Raw genomic sequence first — 20,141 nt, 5'->3', positions numbered from 1 at the left:
CTGTTAAAGGACCGCTTACGATTCAATGCACGTCGGGTATAGACGAAAACCAGATCCGTTACGGCTGGAATTACGCCTTACTGCTGGCCAAAGGCCCGAGCCGCGAGGCCTTGGTCGCGACGCCGCTGATGCGGGCCATGCAAAGCGGCACGATAGTGCGTTTCGAGGAACTGACCCGAATGGGCTCTGACATTCAGGATGCCTTGATCACGGTGTTGTCGGAAAAGGTCTTGCCGATTCCGGAATTGAACGACGCGGTACACGCCACCCAAGGTTTCAATCTAATCGCAACGGCTAACGACAGAGACAAGGGCGTCAACGAATTGTCCGCCGCGCTGAAGCGGCGTTTCAACGTCGTCGTGTTGCCGTTGCCGGAAAGTCCTGAGCAGGAGGTTGCCATCGTCAAGCAACGGGTCGCGGATATCGGCGTCGGCTTGCGTCTGCCCGAGATCGCGCCGGCGGACAAGGAAATCGCCCGGTTGGTAACGATGTTCCGCGAGTTGCGTAACGGCGAAACCGAAGACGGCCGGCACAAGGTCAAATCACCTTCCTCGACTTTATCGGCCGCCGATGCGATTTCGGTGACGGTCGGCGCTTGGTCGGAGGCCGCTTATTTCGGCGACGGCAACATAGACGTCGAAAAGCTGGCCAACAACATCATCGGCGCGGTGGTCAAAGATCCGGTACAGGACCGCATTGCGTTGGAAGAATATTTGGAAAACGTCGTCAAACCGCGTAAGGATTGGCGCGACTTGTATTCCGCAGTCCGAGAAAGCCTGTAACCATGGCCGAAGACAGGCTGCATATTTTCGGTATTCGCCACCACGGGCCGGGCAGCGCCCGCAGCCTGGAGGCGGCGTTAAATGAGCTGAAACCGGCCAAAATCCTGATCGAAGGCCCGTCGGAAGCCAACGAATTGATCGCCTTCGCCGGCCGAACAGACATGCAGCCGCCGCTAGCGATCTTGGTTTACGCGGTGCAAGACCCGGCACTAGCCAGTTTTTACCCGTTCGCGGTTTATTCGCCAGAATGGCAGGCGCTGCTGTGGGCCGACGCAAACGCTATTCCGGCCGAGTTCATCGATTTGCCCTATGCCTACCGCCTGGAACAAAACCAAGGGGACGAAAATCAGGATGTGGCAGAAGCGGCAACTGAAGCGCGGCAGCAACGCGACCCCTTCGGCGAATTGGCCGCCTTGGCCGGTTACGACGATGCCGAAGCCTGGTGGAACGATTACATCGAAGAAGCGCATTCGGGCGGCGAACATTTTCCGGTGCTGGAACAGGCCGTGGCCGAATTGCGCCGGCAAACCCAAGAAAGCGAACTGACCTTGCAGCGCGAAGCCTACATGCGTCTACAAATCCGCAAGGCCTTGACCGAAACCGAAGGCGAAGTAGCCGTGGTCTGCGGTGCCTGGCATACGCCGGCCTTGCGCGATTTTGCCAAAGTCACGGACGACCGCAAGTTGGTCGGCAAAGCGCCCAAACTCAAAACCGAAGCGACCTGGACGCCCTGGAGCGACCGGCATTTGGCGTTCGCCAGCGGCTACGGTGCTGGCGTGCCGTCGCCGGGCTGGTACCGTTTCATCTGGCAGCACGGCCACGACGCCGGCGGTTTGGCGGTCGGCTGGCAAAGCCGGGTCGGCAGGCTGTTGCGCAGCGAAGGCTTGCCGGCTTCCACCGCCGCAATCATCGAAGCCGTGCGGCTTTCGGCCGCATTGGCGGCCTTGCGTGGCCGGGCTTCGCCGGGTCTGGCGGAAATGAACGACGCCAGCCTGGCGGTAATGTGCGGCGGCGATGCCTTGCCACTACGTTTGATCGGCGAGCGACTGGTCGTGGGCACCGCAGTCGGCGAAGTGGCGGCAGACGTGCCGCAGCCGCCGCTGCAAGCCGATTTGACCAAGCTGTTGAAAAGGTACCGGCTGCCCATGGAAACCTCGGTGTCTGAATTGTCTTTGGATTTGCGCGCCGAAGCCGGCATCGCCAAATCAGTGCTATTCAACCGCTTGACGCTGCTGGACATTCCTTGGGCGACATTGATCAGAAACTCTGGGCGCGGCACGTTTCGTGAGCAATGGAAACTGTGTTGGGACCCGGTATTCGGCATCCGCCTGAATCAAGCCATCCGCTTCGGGCCGACGATAGAAAAGGCCGCGCAAAACGCGGCGCTCGATCGCGTCGGCCAAATCCAAACCATCGTAGAGGCTGCGGCATTGATCGAAAACTGTTTGCTGGCCGATTTGCCGCAGGCCGCCGAACAAGCCATCGGCCGGCTGGAATCGTTGTCGGTACAGGGTAACGAAGCCGATTACCTGATCGCTGCGGTGATCCCGTTGATCTTCATCCTGCGTTACGGCACCGCCAGGCCGATTCCGGAGGAAGCGCTGAGAGCCTTGGCGCTTAGCATGGTCAGAGAAGCCTTGATTCGCCTGCCTTATGCGACACATAACATCGACGAACAGGCAGCCTCGGCGATGCTGAAACGCTTGCAGGATTTCCACCACGCGCTGCCGCTACTCGGCGACGACAGCCTGTTGGAACAGTGGCGCAACGTTTTGCATGGTCTGACGGCCGGCAGCTTGAGCCATCCAGCAATTCGAGGCTTGGCCGCCCGCTTTTTATACAACGAGGGCCGGCTGCCGAACGGAGAATTGCACATTCGCCTAGCCGAAGCGTTGTCTTACGGCACGCCGCCCTTCGACGGCGCCCGCTGGTTGGAAGGCTTTTTATCCGGCAACGCCGAGGTGATTTTGCTCGATGCAACCTTGTTCGGTTTAATGGACCAATGGCTGACGGAACTGAGCGAAGATACCTTTATAGAAACCTTGCCGCTGATCCGCCGGACTTTTGCCGGTTTCGGCCCAGGGCAAAGACAGCGTTTGCTGCACAAGATTAGGTCAGGCGGCGGGCAAAGCGGCCCGGTCGGCAGCGAAATCGACGACGAACGCGGGCGTGAATATTTTCAACAAGCCTTGCCGCTATTGGTATCAATATTGGGTTTGAACGAGCATGAACGATAAGCAAACACGCATCAGGCGTTGGCGTTTAGCCTGCGGCGGCGACGAACAAAGTGCCGCCGGCGACGGTTTGAGCGAGCGCGACCAGCGCATCGAACAGGCCTTGAACGCGCTTTACCTTGCGGATCAACAAGGCGGCGGCAAGAAAGGCAAAGGCGGCCTGGGCGGCTCGTCGCCTAGGGTCGCGCGCTGGCTGGGCGACATCCGCGAATTCTTTCCGTCTGCGGTCGTGCAAGTCGTACAAAAAGACGCCTTCAACCGTTTGGGCTTGAAACAAATGCTGATGGAGCCGGAATTTTTGGCGGCATTGGAAGCCGACGTGCATTTGGTCGCCGACCTATTGAGTCTGGGCCGGGTGATGCCTGAAAAAACCAAACACACGGCCCGCCAAGTCGTGGCCAAGGTCGTTGCGGAACTGATGCAAAAACTGCAAAGCAAAACCGTGCAGGCCGTGCTGGGCGCCGTCAACAAAGCCAAACGCACTCGCAGGCCGCGATTTGGCGACATCGATTGGTATAAAACCATAACCGCCAACCTGCGGCATTATCAGCCGGATTACAACACGGTGATTCCTGAAACCCTGCACGGCTATGCCCGCAAAAAAAGCCAGGCGCGGCTGGACGAAGTGGTGCTGTGCATAGACCAATCGGGCTCGATGGCGAACTCGGTGGTGTATTCGGCGATATTCGCCGCAGTGATGGCGTCTGTCCCTTCATTGAAAACCCAATACATCGCCTTCGATACCAGCATCGTCGATTTGACCGAACAACTGGCCGATCCGGTCGAGGTGTTGTTCGGCGTGCAACTCGGCGGCGGCACCGATATCAACCAGGCGCTGGCTTATTGCGATAGTAAAATCACCCGACCGGCCTTGACCCACTTTATCTTGATTTCCGATTTGTTCGAAGGCGGCAACAACGACGAGATGCTGGGCCGCTTGCAGACCATGATCAACAAAGGCGTCAACGTTATTGTGTTGCTAGCACTTAGCGACGACGGCAAACCCGGCTACCATGACGGAAATGCCAGAACCATGGCGGCGATGGGGGCACCGGTATTCGCCTGTACTCCGGACCAGTTTCCGGATTTGATGGCAGTAGCCTTAGTAAGAGACGACATCGCCGCCTGGGCGGCGGGGAACGACATTAGCGTGGTTGTTTGATCACTAATCAGACGGATACTCCCTCTATCAGGACATCGGAAAAGAACTTGTCCATCTTCGTGGTGGAGCAGAATTTAATCGCACTATATTCTGGGATAAATATAAGGAATTTGAGTTCCGACTTGAAAAACTAGAGAACCATCCAGCGAACTCCGCTAACGCAGCGCCGCTGAGCTTTGCGTCAGGCTCAAACCCCTCATTGAAAAAACTTAAGACCAACGGGTACAACATCACTGACTACCGTAAGAATCGTCGTTCTTTGGGGCGAAGAGGGCGTCAACCCCGAGACTTATATGTCTTGGCCTGTATTCCGAAGGAATATCAAAATATTCAATCCTCCAAATTGCGCACAAAAGTGTAAGCGCCTGAGTCCTGTTTCATTCTATACAGAGTGGCCGGCCGGCCACCATCTGAGCGTTTTTCACCCACATCGATCAAGAGTTCCGCTTGTTCGATGCGGCGGCGAAAGGATTTTTTCTGCAGCGGTTTTCCTATCAAAATTTCATGCAGGTGTTGGAGTTCCGGTAACGTGAATGTTTCCGGCAAGGCATAAGCCGGCACAATCGAATAGAGCGCTTTTTGCCGCATGCGTTCCCGCGCCAGTCCGATGATGAGCTGATGGTCGAAGGCTAACGCCATGCTATAGACCGCATCCAAGGATAGCCATTGCGCATCGGCCACGGTGTCTAGGTGCGCTTCGCAATCCAGATACGCCATCAATGCGGTATAGATAACCGTTACCGACCAACCACGCTTATCTCTTCCGGCATTGCCGATGGTTTGCAACTGCTCCAGATAGGGTGGTTCAATACCTGTCTTCTCCTTAAGTTTGCGTAAAACCGTGTCTTCCAGGGTCTTGTCCCGCTCCAAGTCGACGAAACCACCCGGCAACCCCCATTTACCCCGGTCGGGGTGACTCGAACGTTTGACCAGTAATACCTTCAAGCGTTCTTCATGGTAGGTAAACAGCACCGCATCGACGGTTAGCAGGGGGCTTTCATATTGGCGTTTATCGTATTCGGCTAAAAACTGTTTTTCATCCATGGTAGCGGTAGGTCTCACTGGCCACTTGATGGCAAATTTTGAGTTTGTAAACATTATTACAAAATTGGTGTCTTTTTGTCACTTATATGCTTGACAAATTAGAGTCCATTCGCCACTATTAGTCTTAAGTGACTTTTCGACACAAATAGGAGAAATACCATGTTAGGCATCCAATACTTCAAAGCGGATTCATCAACGTTTGTCATTAAAACCGTCAATGGCAAGGTTCGAAAAAAAGGCAAAGGCTTGAGCTTTTTCTACAATGTCGCCACGGCTTCGATCGCCGCCGTACCGGTCAGTGCTCAGGAAGCTCCCTTCATTTTCAAGCTGTTGACGGCAGACTTTCAATCTGTGACTGTGCAAGGCCAGATGACGTATCGTGTGGCCGAGCCGGAAAGCATGGCCGAGATGCTGAATTACAGCCTGAAAAACGACGGTCTGACTTATGTTTCGGAAGACCCATTGAAACTGCCGGATAGGGTGATCCGAATCGTGCAATCGATTGTGCAGAACAAGGTACAAGGCACCGGGTTAAGAGATGCCTTGAAACTGGGTCAGACGTTGGTGGCCTTGCTCCGGGAACAACTTGCGGGGGATTCCCCCTTGGCGGCATTGGGCATCGTTTTGCTGGATGTTTCGATCAGCGCAGTACAGCCGACGCCAGAGATGGCTCGCGCCTTGGAGGCAGCGGCCAGGGAAGCGATTTTGAAGGAGGCGGATGACGCGATTTACGATCGCCGTAAATCCGCAGTTGAACAGGAACGCACGATCAAAGAGGCGGAACTACAAACCGAGTTATCGGTGCAACAAAAAGAACAGGAAATTGCGGAGTCGAGAATTCTCAACGAGCGCACCATTCAACGCGGTAAAGTCGAAACTGAACGCGAGTGCTTGCAGGCCGAGATCGCCGCCGAAACACAACGCAAAGAATTGGTCGTGCTGAACAGCGAAAACAGTCGCCAACAAGCGGATGCGGAAGCCTATGCCATTACCGAACGCATGAAGGCATTCAGAGAATTACCGGTGGAAAACCTCCGGGCGATGGCGCTCGCCAAAATGGAACCTGAGCAACTCATGGCCATGGCTTTTGAGTCATTGGCGCAGAACGCCGGCAAGATTGGCGAACTGACCATCACGCCCGACCTGTTTGGACAAATGCTGAAAAAATCGGTACGGCCATGAGTGAATACTATCAATTCCGCTTTATTCTGGTGATGCGCAAGACGCGGCTGCAGGAGTTGATCGAGCGTTTCAATACTTGGCCGCAAGCTCGGTTTTACTTGGAGCACAACCAAGTCGATGCCCAGGATTATCTGGATGAGCACGATCTCTATCAGCGGCGTCTGCAAGAGGCCGAACGGACGCTGAAAGCATTGGGCCGGTTTCAACTGCTGGAACGGCGTTTGCTGCCCAATTACCAGTTTGGACCAACTGATATCGTGGTCACCATCGGCCAGGATGGACTGGTAGCCAATACCCTGAAATATCTCGAAGGCCAGCCGGTCATTGCCATCAATCCCGATCCTGATCGATGGGATGGGAAATTGCTGCCCTTCGAAATAGGGGAGTTACAATCAGTGGTGACGCGTACCCTTGCCGGCAAGTCGGCTTGCAAAACCATTACCTTTGCCGAGGCTAGGACCAATGATGGTCAACGCATTCTGGCAGTCAATGACCTGTTTGTCGGACCGAAAAGCCACACTTCGGCCCGATACCTGCTGTCGTGGAATGGCCGAGAGGAAACTCAATCATCGTCGGGCATCATTATCTCGACAGGCTTTGGCTCGACAGGCTGGTTTCAGTCGATCTTGGCAGGGGCCTTAGGCGTTTCCGGCAGCGAGTCCCATCCGCTTAAGAAGGGTTTTGCCTGGCATGAACAACGCTTGCAATTTACCGTTCGTGAACCGTTTCCGAGCCGGACTACCGGTACCAGCTTGGTATTCGGCGCCATCACACTCGCCACGCCGCTCAAACTGGAATCGCAGATGCCTGAAAATGGCGTGATCTTCTCGGACGGTATTGAAACCGACTACTTGGCATTCAATTCCGGTACCGTGGTGACGATCAGTTTGGCAGCGACTCAAGGGCAATTGATCGTTTGAATTTGGAATTTGACACATATTTAGGTATTTCAACGCCCCGCCGGTTTCAAATTGAAACCAATCTGACGCCACCAACAAAAGACCAGCTTTGGCACTGATGGATTTTTGAAGTATCAAATGCTCGGAATCGGCCATAGGACTAAGAGAAATAGTCAAATCTGGTGTATGGCTGAATTGAATCAGGCGGCCATCTGCTGGGTTTCTTCAGTTTTCCACGTTTCCGTGATGACAGCGATGCCGTCCTGAAAACGGATGCCCTCAATCACCTCTGGCAGGCGTTTAAATCCGCGTATCTTGCGCCAACTTTTTTCGGCGACCAGCGCCAGTCGGAACACCAAACCCAACAAGGTATTGCGGGACAGGCAATTCTTAGTGCAGGTCGTTCGATGGCGAATAAAATCAACAACTTGTTAATGCAAGTTTGGCTTTGAAGGAGGATGAATGTTTTCTTCTGGGTTTTTGGACATCTTCTAATGGACTGTTCAATTTCTCGGCGCAAGCCCTCCGAACTGCATCATCCGGGCAAAAACGGACAGATTGCAAGGGTGCTTTTGACCTGTTGCTACGCCAACACTATGGTGGGGAAATTATTTCCGTTAGTCGTCTCCATTTCAAATAACCGGTTTCAAGGAACGTTAGGTTTCTATTGTCAACCGACTAAAGCGCTCAAGCGCTACCGGTTTTACGCCACTTAGTAACAAGACAAAAGCAATACGCGATTATGAATTGCATTTGAAATTAGGGGCGGAAATTCAAAGACGAAATTTCATTCAACATTGAGTTGGATAGAACCGGAGGCAAGATGTTAAACGAGCGACATTATTTTGATGGTTCCGCCAATGATGTTTTAAGGGTAGAAGGAGCCACTTCTCTGACGGATGTGTTGCAGCGACGCACAGAATGTCATCCTCACCGGATTGCGTATACATTTTTGGATTATGGCGCATCAGGCCAGCATTCGCTGACCTATGGCGAACTGAACGCAAAATCCAGGCAATTAGCCGCATTGTTGCAGCAGATGGGTTTGCAAGGTGAGCGAGCCTTATTACTCTATCCGCCCGGCCTGGATTACATCGTAGCCTTTTTTGCTTGCCTTTGTGCAGGGGCGATTGCTGTTCCGGCCTATCCGCCGAGTAATAATCGGCATATGCCCAGACTACAGGCCATTCTCGATGACAGCAAAGCCAAAATAATTCTTACCACCCAGCAAGTTGCCAAGAACATTCGTCATTTCCCCGGCGCCACGGGTAATTTTTTAGATAAACATTGGTTGCAAACTGATGTCGTCGAACACAATGTCGATGCAAGCTCATGGCAGGCCCCTATCTTACAAGCGAAGGATTTGGCCTTTCTACAATACACCTCGGGCTCTACCGGCGACGCAAAGGGGGTGATGATTAGCCACGGTAACCTGATGGCTAATCAACAGTTAATCAAACGCCGATTTGGCCACGACGAACGGTCGACTGTGGTCGGTTGGCTCCCGCTTTATCACGACATGGGCCTGATCGGTAATGTCATGCAACCCTTGTATTGCGGGGCTAGCGCCGTTTTGATGTCCCCGATGGCCTTTTTGGAAAAACCGCTACGCTGGTTGCAAGCCATTAGCGATTACCGTGCGCATACCAGTGGCGGTCCTAACTTTGCCTACGATTTGTGCGTCCAAAAAATCAGTCGCGATGAGTTGATGGGGATTGATCTGAGCAGTTGGCAACTGGCATTCAATGGCGCCGAACCTATCAATCCGCTGACCTTGCAACGATTTAGCGACGCATTTAAGGCATGTGGATTTCAGCGGCGAGCATTTTATCCCTGTTATGGCCTGGCCGAAGCAACATTACTGGCGACTGGAATCGCTAAACAATCCCACCCAAGGATTGCAGCGTTTAATAAAACCGCCTTAGAGCAAGGTGTAGTCGATTTGATTGACGAGAATCAATTGAATGCCAGAAGCCTTGTAGGATGCGGAACCATCGATATTCATGATGGACAAGACTTGCGTATTGTCGATCCTGATAACGCGATTTCTTGCCCGAATGGTCGAATCGGAGAAATTTGGCTGAGCGGTCCCTGTATCGCCCGGGGCTATTGGCAGAATCCTGACGTTAGCGGAAAAACATTTGTTTACGATGCCCATGGCCAACCCTGGTTACGCACGGGTGACTTGGGATTTATCGACGGTGGAGAATTGTTCGTTTCCGGGCGCCTGAAAGACCTAATCATTATTCGCGGTCGCAATTATTATCCGCACGATCTTGAGTATGCTGTCGAAGCTGCAACCGATGCGTTGAACCCTGCCTCAACAGTGACATTTTCGGTTGATGAAGGCGATGGCGAAAAATTGATTGTGTTAGCCGAATTAAAACGAAATCGGGTCAGACAAGGTGATTATCGAAGCGAGTTCTCGGCTATCCGTGCCCGGTTGACCGAAGAATGCGGTATCCAAGCCGACCAGATTTTGTTTCTAAAACCCGGTGCTATTTTAAAAACCAGTAGCGGAAAACTTCGGCGAAACGCTTGCCGTGAGCTTTTTATCCAGCATGGGTTTGAATTTATCGCCATCGACAACTTACAAGTGACGAGTGAAATATCACAGTCTTTAGTGAGTGTTGATTCGGGGGCAAGCGAACGCCGCTTATTGCGCCAAGCGTTACTGGCGATAGATAGCGGCAACGCCGCCGATTTATTGGCGGGACATCTTGCGCTGAAAGCCTCGGCATTATCCGGATTGGCCGCAGGTACCGTCGAAACAAACCATACGCTACCGCAACTGGGCTTAGACTCGTTGAAAGCCGTGGAAATGAAATATTTCATTGACGAGTTGCTAGGCATCGATCTACCCATCACTGATTTACTCGGCAGCTCAACCTTATCTGCTTGTGCTGTAACTGCGCTGAATCAGGCCAAACATGCGGCAAACCTACCCGTTTCTCTTGCCAATGTCGGCATAGAGAAGGCATCGAACTCCGCTATGTCATACAACCAACAGGCATTGTGGACACGCGCGCAAATAGGGCCCAACAATGCATCGCATCACATGTTCATTGCATTGCAAATCAGGGACGAATTAAACCGCGAAGCGCTGGGGCGCGCACTGATTGAATTGCATCAGCGACATTCGCAATTGCGTGTTGGGTTTAAGCTAGGCACCGATCAACATCCGGTTTGTCTACCTCGTGATCGACTAGAGCCATGGCTGGAACAGGTTGACTGCCGTGATCACTCGCAGCAAATGAAGAATCTGCATAGTTTCTTCAACAAGCCGTTTGACCTAGAGCATGGACCGCTACTGAGATGCAGGGTATTCAGTTGTGATGATGACTATCCTGTTCTTGCATTTTGTGCGCATCATTTAATCGTCGATTTTCGTTCTCTGCAAGTATTGCTGACGGAGTTACAAACACTCTATTTAGCTCAAAGCGCCGGTCAGACATCTCTATTGCCATCCTCTAAGTCGGTTTACTCGGATTATGTCGCATGGCAACGGAATTATCTGGACAGCGCTGCCGCCGAACAAGACTTGAACTATTGGCGGCGGCAGCTAGCTGGTGAGTTACCCAGGGTGGAGCTGCCAGGTGAACGATTATCTGCCGGTGCCGATTCATACCAAAGCTCCGCGGAAACGCTACATATTTCGACTGAAACGTTGAATAAACTTAAGTGCTTGGCCGCAATTCATCACACCACGCTGTATACGCTGTTATTGAGTGTCTTTAAGACCCTGCTGTACCGCTATAGTGGTCAAACCGATCTAATCGTCGGCAGCCCAACCTTAGGACGACCCAAGCGCGAATTTGCAGATTTAGTGGGCTATTTCGTCAATCCAGTCGCATTACGTAGCCGACCGCATGGCGAACAACCGTTTTGTGATTACTTGGCTCATGTCAGTACCACCGTGCTGGAAGCACTCGATCATCAACATTATCCCTATGCGTTGTTGGTGGAAAAAGTTTTGCATCGCACCGCCAACGATATAGCACCATTTCGGACCTGGTTCGTGTTGCAATCCGCGGATGATCCTTTGGCGGCGGCACTTGCCTTGGGACAATCGAGTATTGCCGGCCAGTGGGGTGATGTTGCGGTTGCAACGGTTGCCTTGCCGGAAAGATCGGAAGAGTTCGATTTGGCCTTGTTATGCGCGGAAATTGATCAGGGTTTGAAGGTCGTGTTTAGCTATCGTTGTGACGTCATGAGCCGATTGACAGCACTGCGTATGCTGGGACATTTTCAATGTCTGCTGAACGGCATATTGGCGGAACCCACCGCCCGGTTGAGTCAATTACCGTTTTTGACTGTGCCGGAAAAACAGCAGCTGGCTGCATGGAATAGCACGACAACTTGTTACCCAGAGCACCCGAGCATCGTTGATCTATTTGAAGCGGCTGTAGATCGTCAACCCCAGGCAACGGCTTTGATATTTGGCGAGCAGCGAATTTCCTATGTCGAGTTAAATCAGCGAGCCAACCGGTTGGCGCATTATCTGATCGCACAAGGTGCCGGTCCGGAGCGTCGCATCGCATTAAGCATGCCCCGTTGCTCTGCCTTATTGATCGGCATGTTGGCCATTTTGAAAGCAGGTGCGGTCTATGTGCCGGTTGATCCAAGCTATCCCCAAGAACGGCAGACTTATTTGTTTCAGGATGCTGGGGCTGATTGGTTATTAACTGTGATGTCCTTGGCACCGGCTTTGGATTCCGGCCACTTGGTGAAAATCTGCGTCGACCAACCTCACGAGTTTAGCGCTTATAGTGCGGCAAACCCATCTTTAATACGTTTTCCGACATCCGCTGCCTATTTGATTTACACCTCCGGATCGACCGGGCACCCCAAAGGGGTGGTGGTCAGCCATGCCAATCTGTTGCATTCAACATTGGCGAGAAGCGCTTACTATCGCGAACCGCTTGATTGTTACCTGCTATTACCGTCGTTTGCATTCGATAGCTCGGTTGCGGGCATTTTTTGGAGTTTAAGCCAGGGAGCCGCGCTGTGTTTGCCTGACGACAACCTGCTTAAAGAACCGCTGGGTTTGGGGGCCTTGATTGAGCACAACCAGGTCACCCACCTGTTAACCCTACCCTCGTTATATCAACTCTTGCTGGAACATGTGCCCAGCGTTGCTTTGCAAAGCCTGCGTACCGCCATTGTCGCTGGTGAAGCCTGCCCAGGTGTCTTGACTGAGCTTCACCACACACGTTTACCGAACGTCGAGTTATTCAACGAATACGGTCCGACCGAAGCCACCGTTTGGTGCAGCGTATATCGCGTACAACCGACCGATTGCGATGCGACACTACCGATAGGCACTCCCATTGCCAATATGCGCATTCATATTGTCGATGCGGCGATGCAGCCTGTTCCAGTCGGTGTGGCAGGCGAGTTGCTGGTTGGCGGCGAGGGTATTAGTCGTGGGTATATCGGCCAACCCGGTTTGACCGCAGAACGCTTTGTACCGGATCCGTTCGTGCACGATGGCGGGCGCTTATACCGAACTGGCGATCGGGTGAGGTATCGCGCGGACGGAAATATTGAATTTTTAGGGCGTTTCGATCAGCAAGTCAAAATCAGAGGCTATCGCATTGAACTCGGTGAAATCGAAGCCTGCTTATTGCGTCATCCAGGCGTGAATGCCGCCGCCGTCATCGTTCGAGAAGACGCACCGGGTATGAAGCGTCTGGTCGCCTATTGGAGCGGTGATGCTTCGGTTCAGGATGGGTTGAAGTCTCTACTTAAGGATGGACTGCCCGACTACATGCAGCCATCGGCTTGGGTATGGCTTGAGTCCATGCCGTTGAATGCCAATGGCAAGCTGGATCGCAAAGCGCTGCCAATGCCGGAAATTCGGACCGACGATCAAGACACCTTTGTGGCGCCGCGCGACGAGGCAGAGGAAGCGGTAGCGTCTATCTGGCGTGAAGTCCTGGGTATTGATCGTTTGAGCATTCACGATGACTTTTTCGAGCTGGGAGGACACTCATTGGCGGGCGTGCAAGTGATGGCAAAAATACAGGAAATGTTCGCAATCGATCTACCCGTCAACGTGTTGTTCGAGGCAACGACGCTAGCCAAATTCGTTGATCGCATGGCTGAGTGTCAGAGTGAAGAATGATGAAGCATAGCCTGGATTTTGGAGCGAATTGGTTCATTTCCAATGGCTTGATAACAAATTAATGAACAAGAAACGGAAACCATGAACGACAAAACGCTATACCGACTTGCAGATTCCACCGCAGTAGAAGCGCTGGTTGATCACTGGGTTGCCTGGCCGCACACTTTTTCGCCGGTCCCCTACAGCCTGCATATGCTGAATTATCAGAAGAAGAACCTGACCTCGTACCTGCAAAATCCGGAAATTCATCTTAAATCCAGCGCTAATCCAAAACTGCTGGGTGGTCCTTTTGTGAACGTACCGCTCGACAGAGTGGCCGACATTGCGCAAATGTTGGAACGTATGGGCGGTGAGCATGCGGAAAGTCTACAAATGGCCGAAGACCTCATCGCTTTTCAGAATCTGCTGGATCGAGAGGCTATCGGGCAAAGTCTGGAAGTTTATTACCCTCTATTACCTCAGTCATTACGCGGTTACGTCGAATTACTCTATGACTATAACAACCGCCCGATTGTCCGCTGTATCGAGAGCCTATTTTACAAAAGCCGGCATTATAAAAAGCACCTGCAATCGTTACGGCTTTTTACCCAAACCCACGACAGAGTCCGTGCGTATTATATGAGTACGCCACGCCTGCCCGATGACGATAGCGTATCTTGGCAGATCCCGTTTGCCGAGTCGGCTGTCGACGAATTATTCAAGCTGGATAGTCAGCCTCAATCCCTGGGCTATATCCGGGAGGTTCTGGGTTTGGACGCTTGCGACGAAGACAAACTGATCCGGTTATTGACCGAGCAATCGGCTCGCCCTGCCGAACCCTGGCAAGGACAAGGTGCGCGCGTCCGATATCTTGGTCATGCCGGCGTTTTAATCGAAACCGCTGGTATTGCCGTGCTGATTGATCCCTTCATTGCTGTAAAACCCAGTCAGGGTGGAATAGACCGTTATAGTTTTCAAGATTTGCCGGCACATATCGATTACGTGCTAATTACTCATGTTCATCACGACCATTATGTCTTCGAAACCCTATTACGGTTACGGCACAAAATTGGTTGCCTAGTTGTACCTAAAAGTTCGGGCATTTTTTATGCCGATATCTCGATGAAACTGTTGGCCAGAGAATTGGGTTTTCAGCAGGTCGTTGAAGTTGATCCGTTAGACAGTATCTCGTTTACCGGTGGTGAGATCGTCGCGGTACCTTTCCTGGGCGAACACAATGATTTGCCTTTTGCGAAAAGCGCGTATTTAGTTCGCGCCGGGAACCGGAAATTGTTGTTTGCTGCCGATTCGAACTGCCTGGATAAGCACATGTACCAGAATCTATGTGCTGAATATGGATCTATCGACACGGTGTTTTTAGGCATGGAATGCATTGGCGCACCGCTCTCCTGGGTTTACGGCGCTTTATTACCTAAGCTGCCGGATCACAAGCACTGTCAGGCCAGACGCTCCAACGGCAGCAATGCCGAAGGCGCATTGCAATTACTGGAAGCCGTCGGCGCCAATCGCGTCTACGTCTACGCCATTGGTCGCGAGCCGTGGCTGCAATATTTCATGGCGCTGGAGCCGGAAGACGACGATGCCTACATTCGCGAAATCAACAAAATGTTAACGGTTTGTCATGAGCGTGGCTTTAGCGATGCCCGGCGTCTATATGGATGCGACGAGATTTTTCTAGGCCAGGATTAAGTCGGCTCTCTTTTATCAACTTAAGGATTCGACAAGACATGACGATCTCAACCGCTAACCCTGTTTCCGTAACAACTGATCGCTCGCGTTTGATTGCCCGCCTCGGGCAGAATACCACGGCTGACTCGATAGCGAAGCGCGCAGCTGGTGAAACGGCGCCTTTATCCTATTCGCAAGAGCGGCTATGGATTATGTCGCAATTGGAGCCGGACAATCCGATTTATAACGTTGCCGGAGCCGTGCGGCTTGATGGCGCTTTACGCGGCGAGCTGTTGGCGCAAGCCTTGAGCGAAGTGGTCCGGCGCCACGAAATTTTGCGCAGTCGTTTTTTGGCGTTGGAAGGGGGGCCGTGCCAGCAAGTCGAAACCGAAGCGCAATTGCCGCTGGAAGATTGGGATTTGTCGGCGTTGGCGGAAAACGAAAAAATGCCGGCTTTCGAGACGCGGGCGCAAGACTTCATTCGCCGCCCGTTCCGGCTAGACCTGCAGCCGCCGCTTCGGGGAGCATGGGTTGACTTGGGCGGCGAGCGGCATATTTTGTTGCTGGTCTTACACCATATGGTGTCCGATCGTTGGTCGGTCGCGGTGTTGATGCAAGAAGTCGCGACCCTTTACCAAGCCTTCGCCGAAGGCCGGCCGTCGCCTTTACCGGAACTGGCGATTCAATACGCCGATTATTGCGTTTGGCAACGCGGCCGCGACGCGCAACGGCAAAGCCAATTGGAATATTGGACGGCCAAGTTGGCCGGCGCGCCGCCGCTGCTGGAATTGCCCTTGGACCGTCCGCGGCCGCCGCAGCCTAGTTACAGCGGCGAAGTTTATCGCTTCGAATTAAGCGAGGATTTGAGCCGGCAAGTCAAGCAATTGGCCGGGCAACACAAGGCCACATTGTTCATGGTCATGGCGGCGGCGTTTTCGGCGCTGTTGCACCGCTATTCCGGCAGCCGGGATTTTTGCATCGGCTATCCGGTGGCCGGCCGCAATCGTAGCCAGGTTGCCAGTTTGATCGGTTTTTTCGTCAATACCTTGGTCTTGCGTTGCCGGGTCGACGACGAAATCTCTTTCGCCGACTGGTTGGCTCAGCTTCGCGAGCAAGCCTTACAGGACCAAAATCACCAAGAATTAGCTTTCGGCCAATTATTGGATGCCCTGAATCCGCCCCGCAACCCCAGCCATGCGCCCTTGTTTCAAGTGATGTTGGCGGTGCAGAACGTGCCGGCGGCGGATTTTCGGATGGGGAATTTGAATGTTTCGCCTTTGACGTTAAACAACGGCGCCGCCCAGTTCGATTTGACTTTGTTCGTCGACGAAGGGGAGGGGCGTTTAGCATGCAGTTTCGAGTATGCCAAAGACTTATTCGCCGCCGAAACGATAGCGCGGATGGTCGGGCATTTACGGACTTTGCTGGAACGAGCGGCGGCCGAGTCTAAGCAATCCTTGCGGGAATTAACGGCTTTGCCGGCCGAACAATACCGGCGGATCATCGAGGAATTTAACGCCACGGAGCGCGATTATCGAAGCCGGCCGCGTTTGGTTCATGCCTTGTTCGAGGCTCAAGCGGCCAAGACTCCCAATGCAGCGGCCTTATGTTTCGAGGCCGATTGCCTGAGTTATGCCGAGTTGAACGCTAACGCCAATCGTTTGGCTCACGAGCTGATCGGGCGCGGCGCGGGGCCGGAAGTTCTGGTCGGCATTTGCCTGGTTCGTTCTCTGGAAATGGTGGTCGCGTTGTTGGCTATCCTAAAAGCCGGCGCGGCTTATGTGCCGCTCGATCCCGATTATCCGGCCGAACGGCTGCGATTTATGCTGGCCGACTGCGAGCCAAGATTACTGATTAGCCGGCAAAGCATATACGGACATTGGCCGGAACCGGCGCTTGCCAGCGCGAATACGCTGTTGCTCGACGATGCAGATACCGAGGCAGCGGTCGCCCTGTGCTCCGATGCCAATCCCGACGCGGCGGCCATGGGTTTGGCGCCAGCCAATCTCGCTTACGTCATTTATACCTCCGGCTCTACCGGCCAGCCCAAAGGAGCGATGAACCAGCACGATGCGGTGGTTAACCGCCTGTTGTGGGCGCAAGACCAATATCGGCTGACGGCCGGAGATAAGGTGATGCAGAAAACGCCCTTCAGCTTCGACGTGTCGGTTTGGGAGTTTTTTTTACCGTTATTGGCGGGTGCCGAACTGGTAATGGCACGCCCCGAAGGCCATCAAGACCCCGACTATTTACAGGACTTGATCGAAACGGCCGGCGTGACGACCTTGCATTTCGTGCCGTCGATGCTGCAGGCCTTTTTGCCCGGCTTGGAGGCGGAAAAATGTCGTTCCTTGCGGCAAGTGCTATGCAGCGGCGAAGCCTTACCGGCGGCTTTGAAGGCTAGGTTTCACGAAGCCTTGCCGAAGGTGGCCTTACATAATCTCTACGGGCCGACCGAGGCGGCGGTCGACGTGACGGCCTGGCCGTGCCAACAAGACGATGGCGCTACGCCGCCTATCGGCCGGCCGATTGCCAATACTCGGTTATACATTCTCGATTCCGCGTTGCAGCCTGTGCCGTTGGGGGTTATCGGCGAAATTTATATCGGCGGCATTGCGGTCGGTCGCGGTTATTGCCGCAAGCCGGCCTTGAGCGCCGAGCGTTTTCTACCCGATCCGTTTGCAGAAGGGGCGCGGCTTTATAAGACCGGCGATTTGGGGCGCTGGCGCGCCGACGGCGGCATCGATTATCTAGGCCGCAACGATTTTCAAGTCAAGTTGCGCGGTTTTCGCATCGAATTAGGGGAGATCGAAAGCCGTTTGGCAGCCTGTGACGGCGTCGGCGAGGCGGTCGTGGTAGCCCGTAGCGATCGTTTAGGCGACAAGCGTTTGGTGGCTTATTTGACCAGCCGTTCCGGCGGCGAATTATCGCTTGGCGAATTGCGCCAGCAGTTGGCGGCCGATTTGCCCGATTACATGTTGCCGGCGGCCTTCGTGCTGTTGCCTTCCTTGCCGTTGAACGCCAATGGCAAGCTCGATAGAAGCGCTTTACCGGCACCGGACACGGAGACTGTATTAGGCCGGGAATACCAAGCGCCGCAAGGCGAGGCGGAAGCGGCGTTGGCCGAAATTTGGCAAGACTTGTTGGAACTCGAGCGTGTTGGCCGTAACGATCATTTTTTCGAATTAGGCGGCCATTCCTTGTTGGCCTTAACGCTAGTCGAGCGCCTGCGGCAACGAGGTTGGAATTTGCCGGCCCGCGAGGTATTCGCCCTGCCGCTATTGGCGGATCTGGCGGCAGCGATCGCCGAGGATGAGGCGACCGACTGGATACCGCCGAATCTTATTTCCGATGCTTTTTCATTATCCGCTAATACGCCGACGGAGGAATTCCGGCTATGAGTTTGAACGCTGTTTTTTCGCTGCTGAAATCCCGGAATATCGCCTTATTGGAAGAAGAAGGCGAACTGGTGATACGGGCCCCGCAGGGGGCGATGGACGAAGACTTGCTGGCGCGGTTGAAACTACATAAGCAGGGTTTGCTGACTGCCTTGCGTAACGGCCGAGATGTATCGATTACGCCGCAAATGCTGACCCTGGTCGAATTAAGCCAGGAAGAAATCGATGCCATCGTCGCAAACGTCGACGGCGGTGCCGCCAATATTCAAGATATTTATCCCTTGGCGCCGTTACAGGAAGGTATCTTGTTTCATCATTTGCTGGAAAGCCAAGGCGATCCTTACGTTACGCGGACCCAAATCGTCTTCGAAAATCGGCGCTATTTGGATCATTTTCTCGCGGCCTTGCAAACCGTGATAGAGCGGCACGATATTTTACGCAGCGCTATGCATTGGCAAGGCTTGCGGCAGCCGGTGCAGGTCGTGCAGCGCCGGGCGAAATTGCCGGTACACGACTTATCCGGCGGCGACGCAGAAGCCCGTTTGTCGGCGACAACGGACCCCAGACAGTGCCGGATGAATTTGCAACAAGCGCCTTTATTGCAGGCTTACATCGCCGCCGAGCAAGACGGTTTGAGTTGGCGTTTGGTGTTACTGAATCATCACTTGATCGACGACAACTATACCTTGCAGTTGGTGTTGTCGGAAATCCGCCTATTGCTGGCTGACCGTGGCGGCGAATTGTCGCCGTCTTTGCCGTACCGCAATTTCATCGCTAGGATTCGCGGCACGTCACAGGCTGAGTCCGAAGCTTATTTTCGAGAGCAGCTTAGTGATGTTGACGAGACCACAGCGCCATTTGGTGTCTTGAACGTGCAAGGCGACGGAGGCAAAGTCAAAGAAGCCACCCTGCGCCTGGAAAAAGAGTTATCGCAGCTGATACGCGATACGGCGAGCAGTTGCAGTGTTAGTCCTGCTAGTTTGCTGCACGCCGCCTGGGCCGTGATGGTGGGGCGTTACAGTGGTCGTGATGACGTGGTGTTTGGTACGGTGTTGTCCGGGCGTTTGCACGGCGGTGCCGGCGCCGAGCGGGCCGTTGGGATGTTCATCAACACCTTACCGATTCGAGTTCCGTTAAGGAGGCGGAGCTGTCGCGAGGTAGTTGCGTTAACGCATCAGAGCTTGAACAACTTGTTAGCGCATGAACAAGCCTCTTTGGCGACAGCGCAACGCTGTAGTGGCGTACCGTCCGGTAAACCGTTGTTCACAACATTGATCAATTTTCGACATGCAACCGTCGTCGAGGGGGATGACAAGGCCTTGACGACTTGGGAGGGTGCGCGCGTATTGTTCAGCGAAGAACGCAGCAATTATCCGTTGACATTGACGGTCGACGATTTTGGCGTCGAGTTTAGTCTAGCAGTGCAAGCGGTGTCGGGAATCGATCCTTTGCATTTTGCCGATAATGTGCGAACCGTTGTCGAGGGTTTAGTCGAGGCCTTACAAAATGATCCCGATAAAGTAATTTCCCAAATCAACATGTTATCCGCTACTCAGAAGATGCAATTAATAGTCGACTGGAACGCGACGGAGGTAAGCTACCCACAAGAGCGCTGTATTCATCAACTGTTCGAAGCGCAAGTCGA

At 53.5% G+C, this 20,141-nt stretch carries 10 protein-coding genes and 1 pseudogene; 9 read left to right on the top strand and 2 right to left on the bottom strand.

What is annotated here, in order from left to right:
* The 3 genes from A1355_RS03545 to A1355_RS03535 form a co-directional block, all read left to right on the top strand.
* Positions 1-782: ATP-binding protein (locus A1355_RS03545; RefSeq protein ID WP_064025047.1), on the top strand; the 782-nt coding region annotated here is incomplete at its 5' end.
* A 2-nt stretch (positions 783-784) separates the two neighbouring features.
* Complete coding sequence (locus A1355_RS03540) at positions 785-3,019, top strand: DUF5682 family protein (protein WP_064025045.1); 2,235 nt, start codon at positions 785-787, stop codon at positions 3,017-3,019.
* The gene (locus tag A1355_RS03535; RefSeq protein WP_064025044.1) at positions 3,009-4,178 is read left to right on the top strand and encodes a VWA domain-containing protein; all 1,170 of its coding nucleotides are present in this window, start codon (positions 3,009-3,011) and stop codon (positions 4,176-4,178) included. The genes A1355_RS03540 and A1355_RS03535 overlap by 11 nt, the downstream gene beginning before the upstream one ends.
* Positions 4,179-4,508: 330 nt before the next feature.
* Here the strand turns inward: A1355_RS03535 and A1355_RS03530 are convergent, their stop codons facing one another.
* The gene (locus A1355_RS03530; RefSeq protein ID WP_231883545.1) at positions 4,509-5,276 is read right to left on the bottom strand and encodes an NUDIX hydrolase; all 768 of its coding nucleotides are present in this window, start codon (positions 5,274-5,276) and stop codon (positions 4,509-4,511) included.
* 105 nt (positions 5,277-5,381) lie between these two features.
* Between A1355_RS03530 and A1355_RS03525 the strand changes: the two genes are divergently transcribed.
* Together A1355_RS03525 and A1355_RS03520 are read left to right on the top strand one after the other, a co-directional pair.
* On the top strand, positions 5,382-6,404 hold the full coding sequence (locus A1355_RS03525; RefSeq protein WP_064025040.1) for an SPFH domain-containing protein: 1,023 nt from the start codon (positions 5,382-5,384) through the stop codon (positions 6,402-6,404).
* The gene (locus A1355_RS03520) at positions 6,401-7,324 is read left to right on the top strand and encodes a hypothetical protein (RefSeq protein ID WP_064025038.1); all 924 of its coding nucleotides are present in this window, start codon (positions 6,401-6,403) and stop codon (positions 7,322-7,324) included. The genes A1355_RS03525 and A1355_RS03520 overlap by 4 nt, the downstream gene beginning before the upstream one ends.
* A 179-nt stretch (positions 7,325-7,503) precedes the next feature.
* On the opposite strand, the pseudogene A1355_RS24970 reads toward A1355_RS03520, so the two are convergent.
* A pseudogene (locus A1355_RS24970) lies at positions 7,504-7,719 on the bottom strand (IS256 family transposase); the annotation flags it as partial.
* 407 nt (positions 7,720-8,126) lie between these two features.
* Between A1355_RS24970 and A1355_RS03515 the strand changes: the two are divergent.
* The 4 genes from A1355_RS03515 to A1355_RS03500 all read left to right on the top strand — a co-directional run.
* Positions 8,127-13,430: a non-ribosomal peptide synthetase gene (locus tag A1355_RS03515; protein WP_064025037.1), complete on the top strand. Its 5,304-nt coding sequence runs from the start codon at positions 8,127-8,129 to the stop codon at positions 13,428-13,430.
* Positions 13,431-13,511: 81 nt separating this feature from the next.
* Positions 13,512-15,119, top strand: coding sequence for an MBL fold metallo-hydrolase (locus A1355_RS03510; protein ID WP_064025035.1), 1,608 nt, complete (start codon positions 13,512-13,514; stop codon positions 15,117-15,119).
* Positions 15,089-18,499, top strand: coding sequence for a non-ribosomal peptide synthetase (locus A1355_RS03505; RefSeq protein ID WP_082885338.1), 3,411 nt, complete (start codon positions 15,089-15,091; stop codon positions 18,497-18,499). The genes A1355_RS03510 and A1355_RS03505 overlap by 31 nt, the downstream gene beginning before the upstream one ends.
* Positions 18,496-20,141 (top strand): condensation domain-containing protein (locus A1355_RS03500; protein ID WP_231883544.1); only part of this gene is annotated, 1,646 nt, incomplete at its 3' end. The genes A1355_RS03505 and A1355_RS03500, both read left to right, overlap by 4 nt.

The sequence above is a fragment of the Methylomonas koyamae genome (assembly GCF_001644025.1).
Classification (GTDB): Bacteria; Pseudomonadota; Gammaproteobacteria; order Methylococcales; family Methylomonadaceae; genus Methylomonas; species Methylomonas koyamae_A.
Note: the sequence above shows the minus strand (reverse complement) of the source record. Positions and strands in the feature narration are given on the sequence as shown.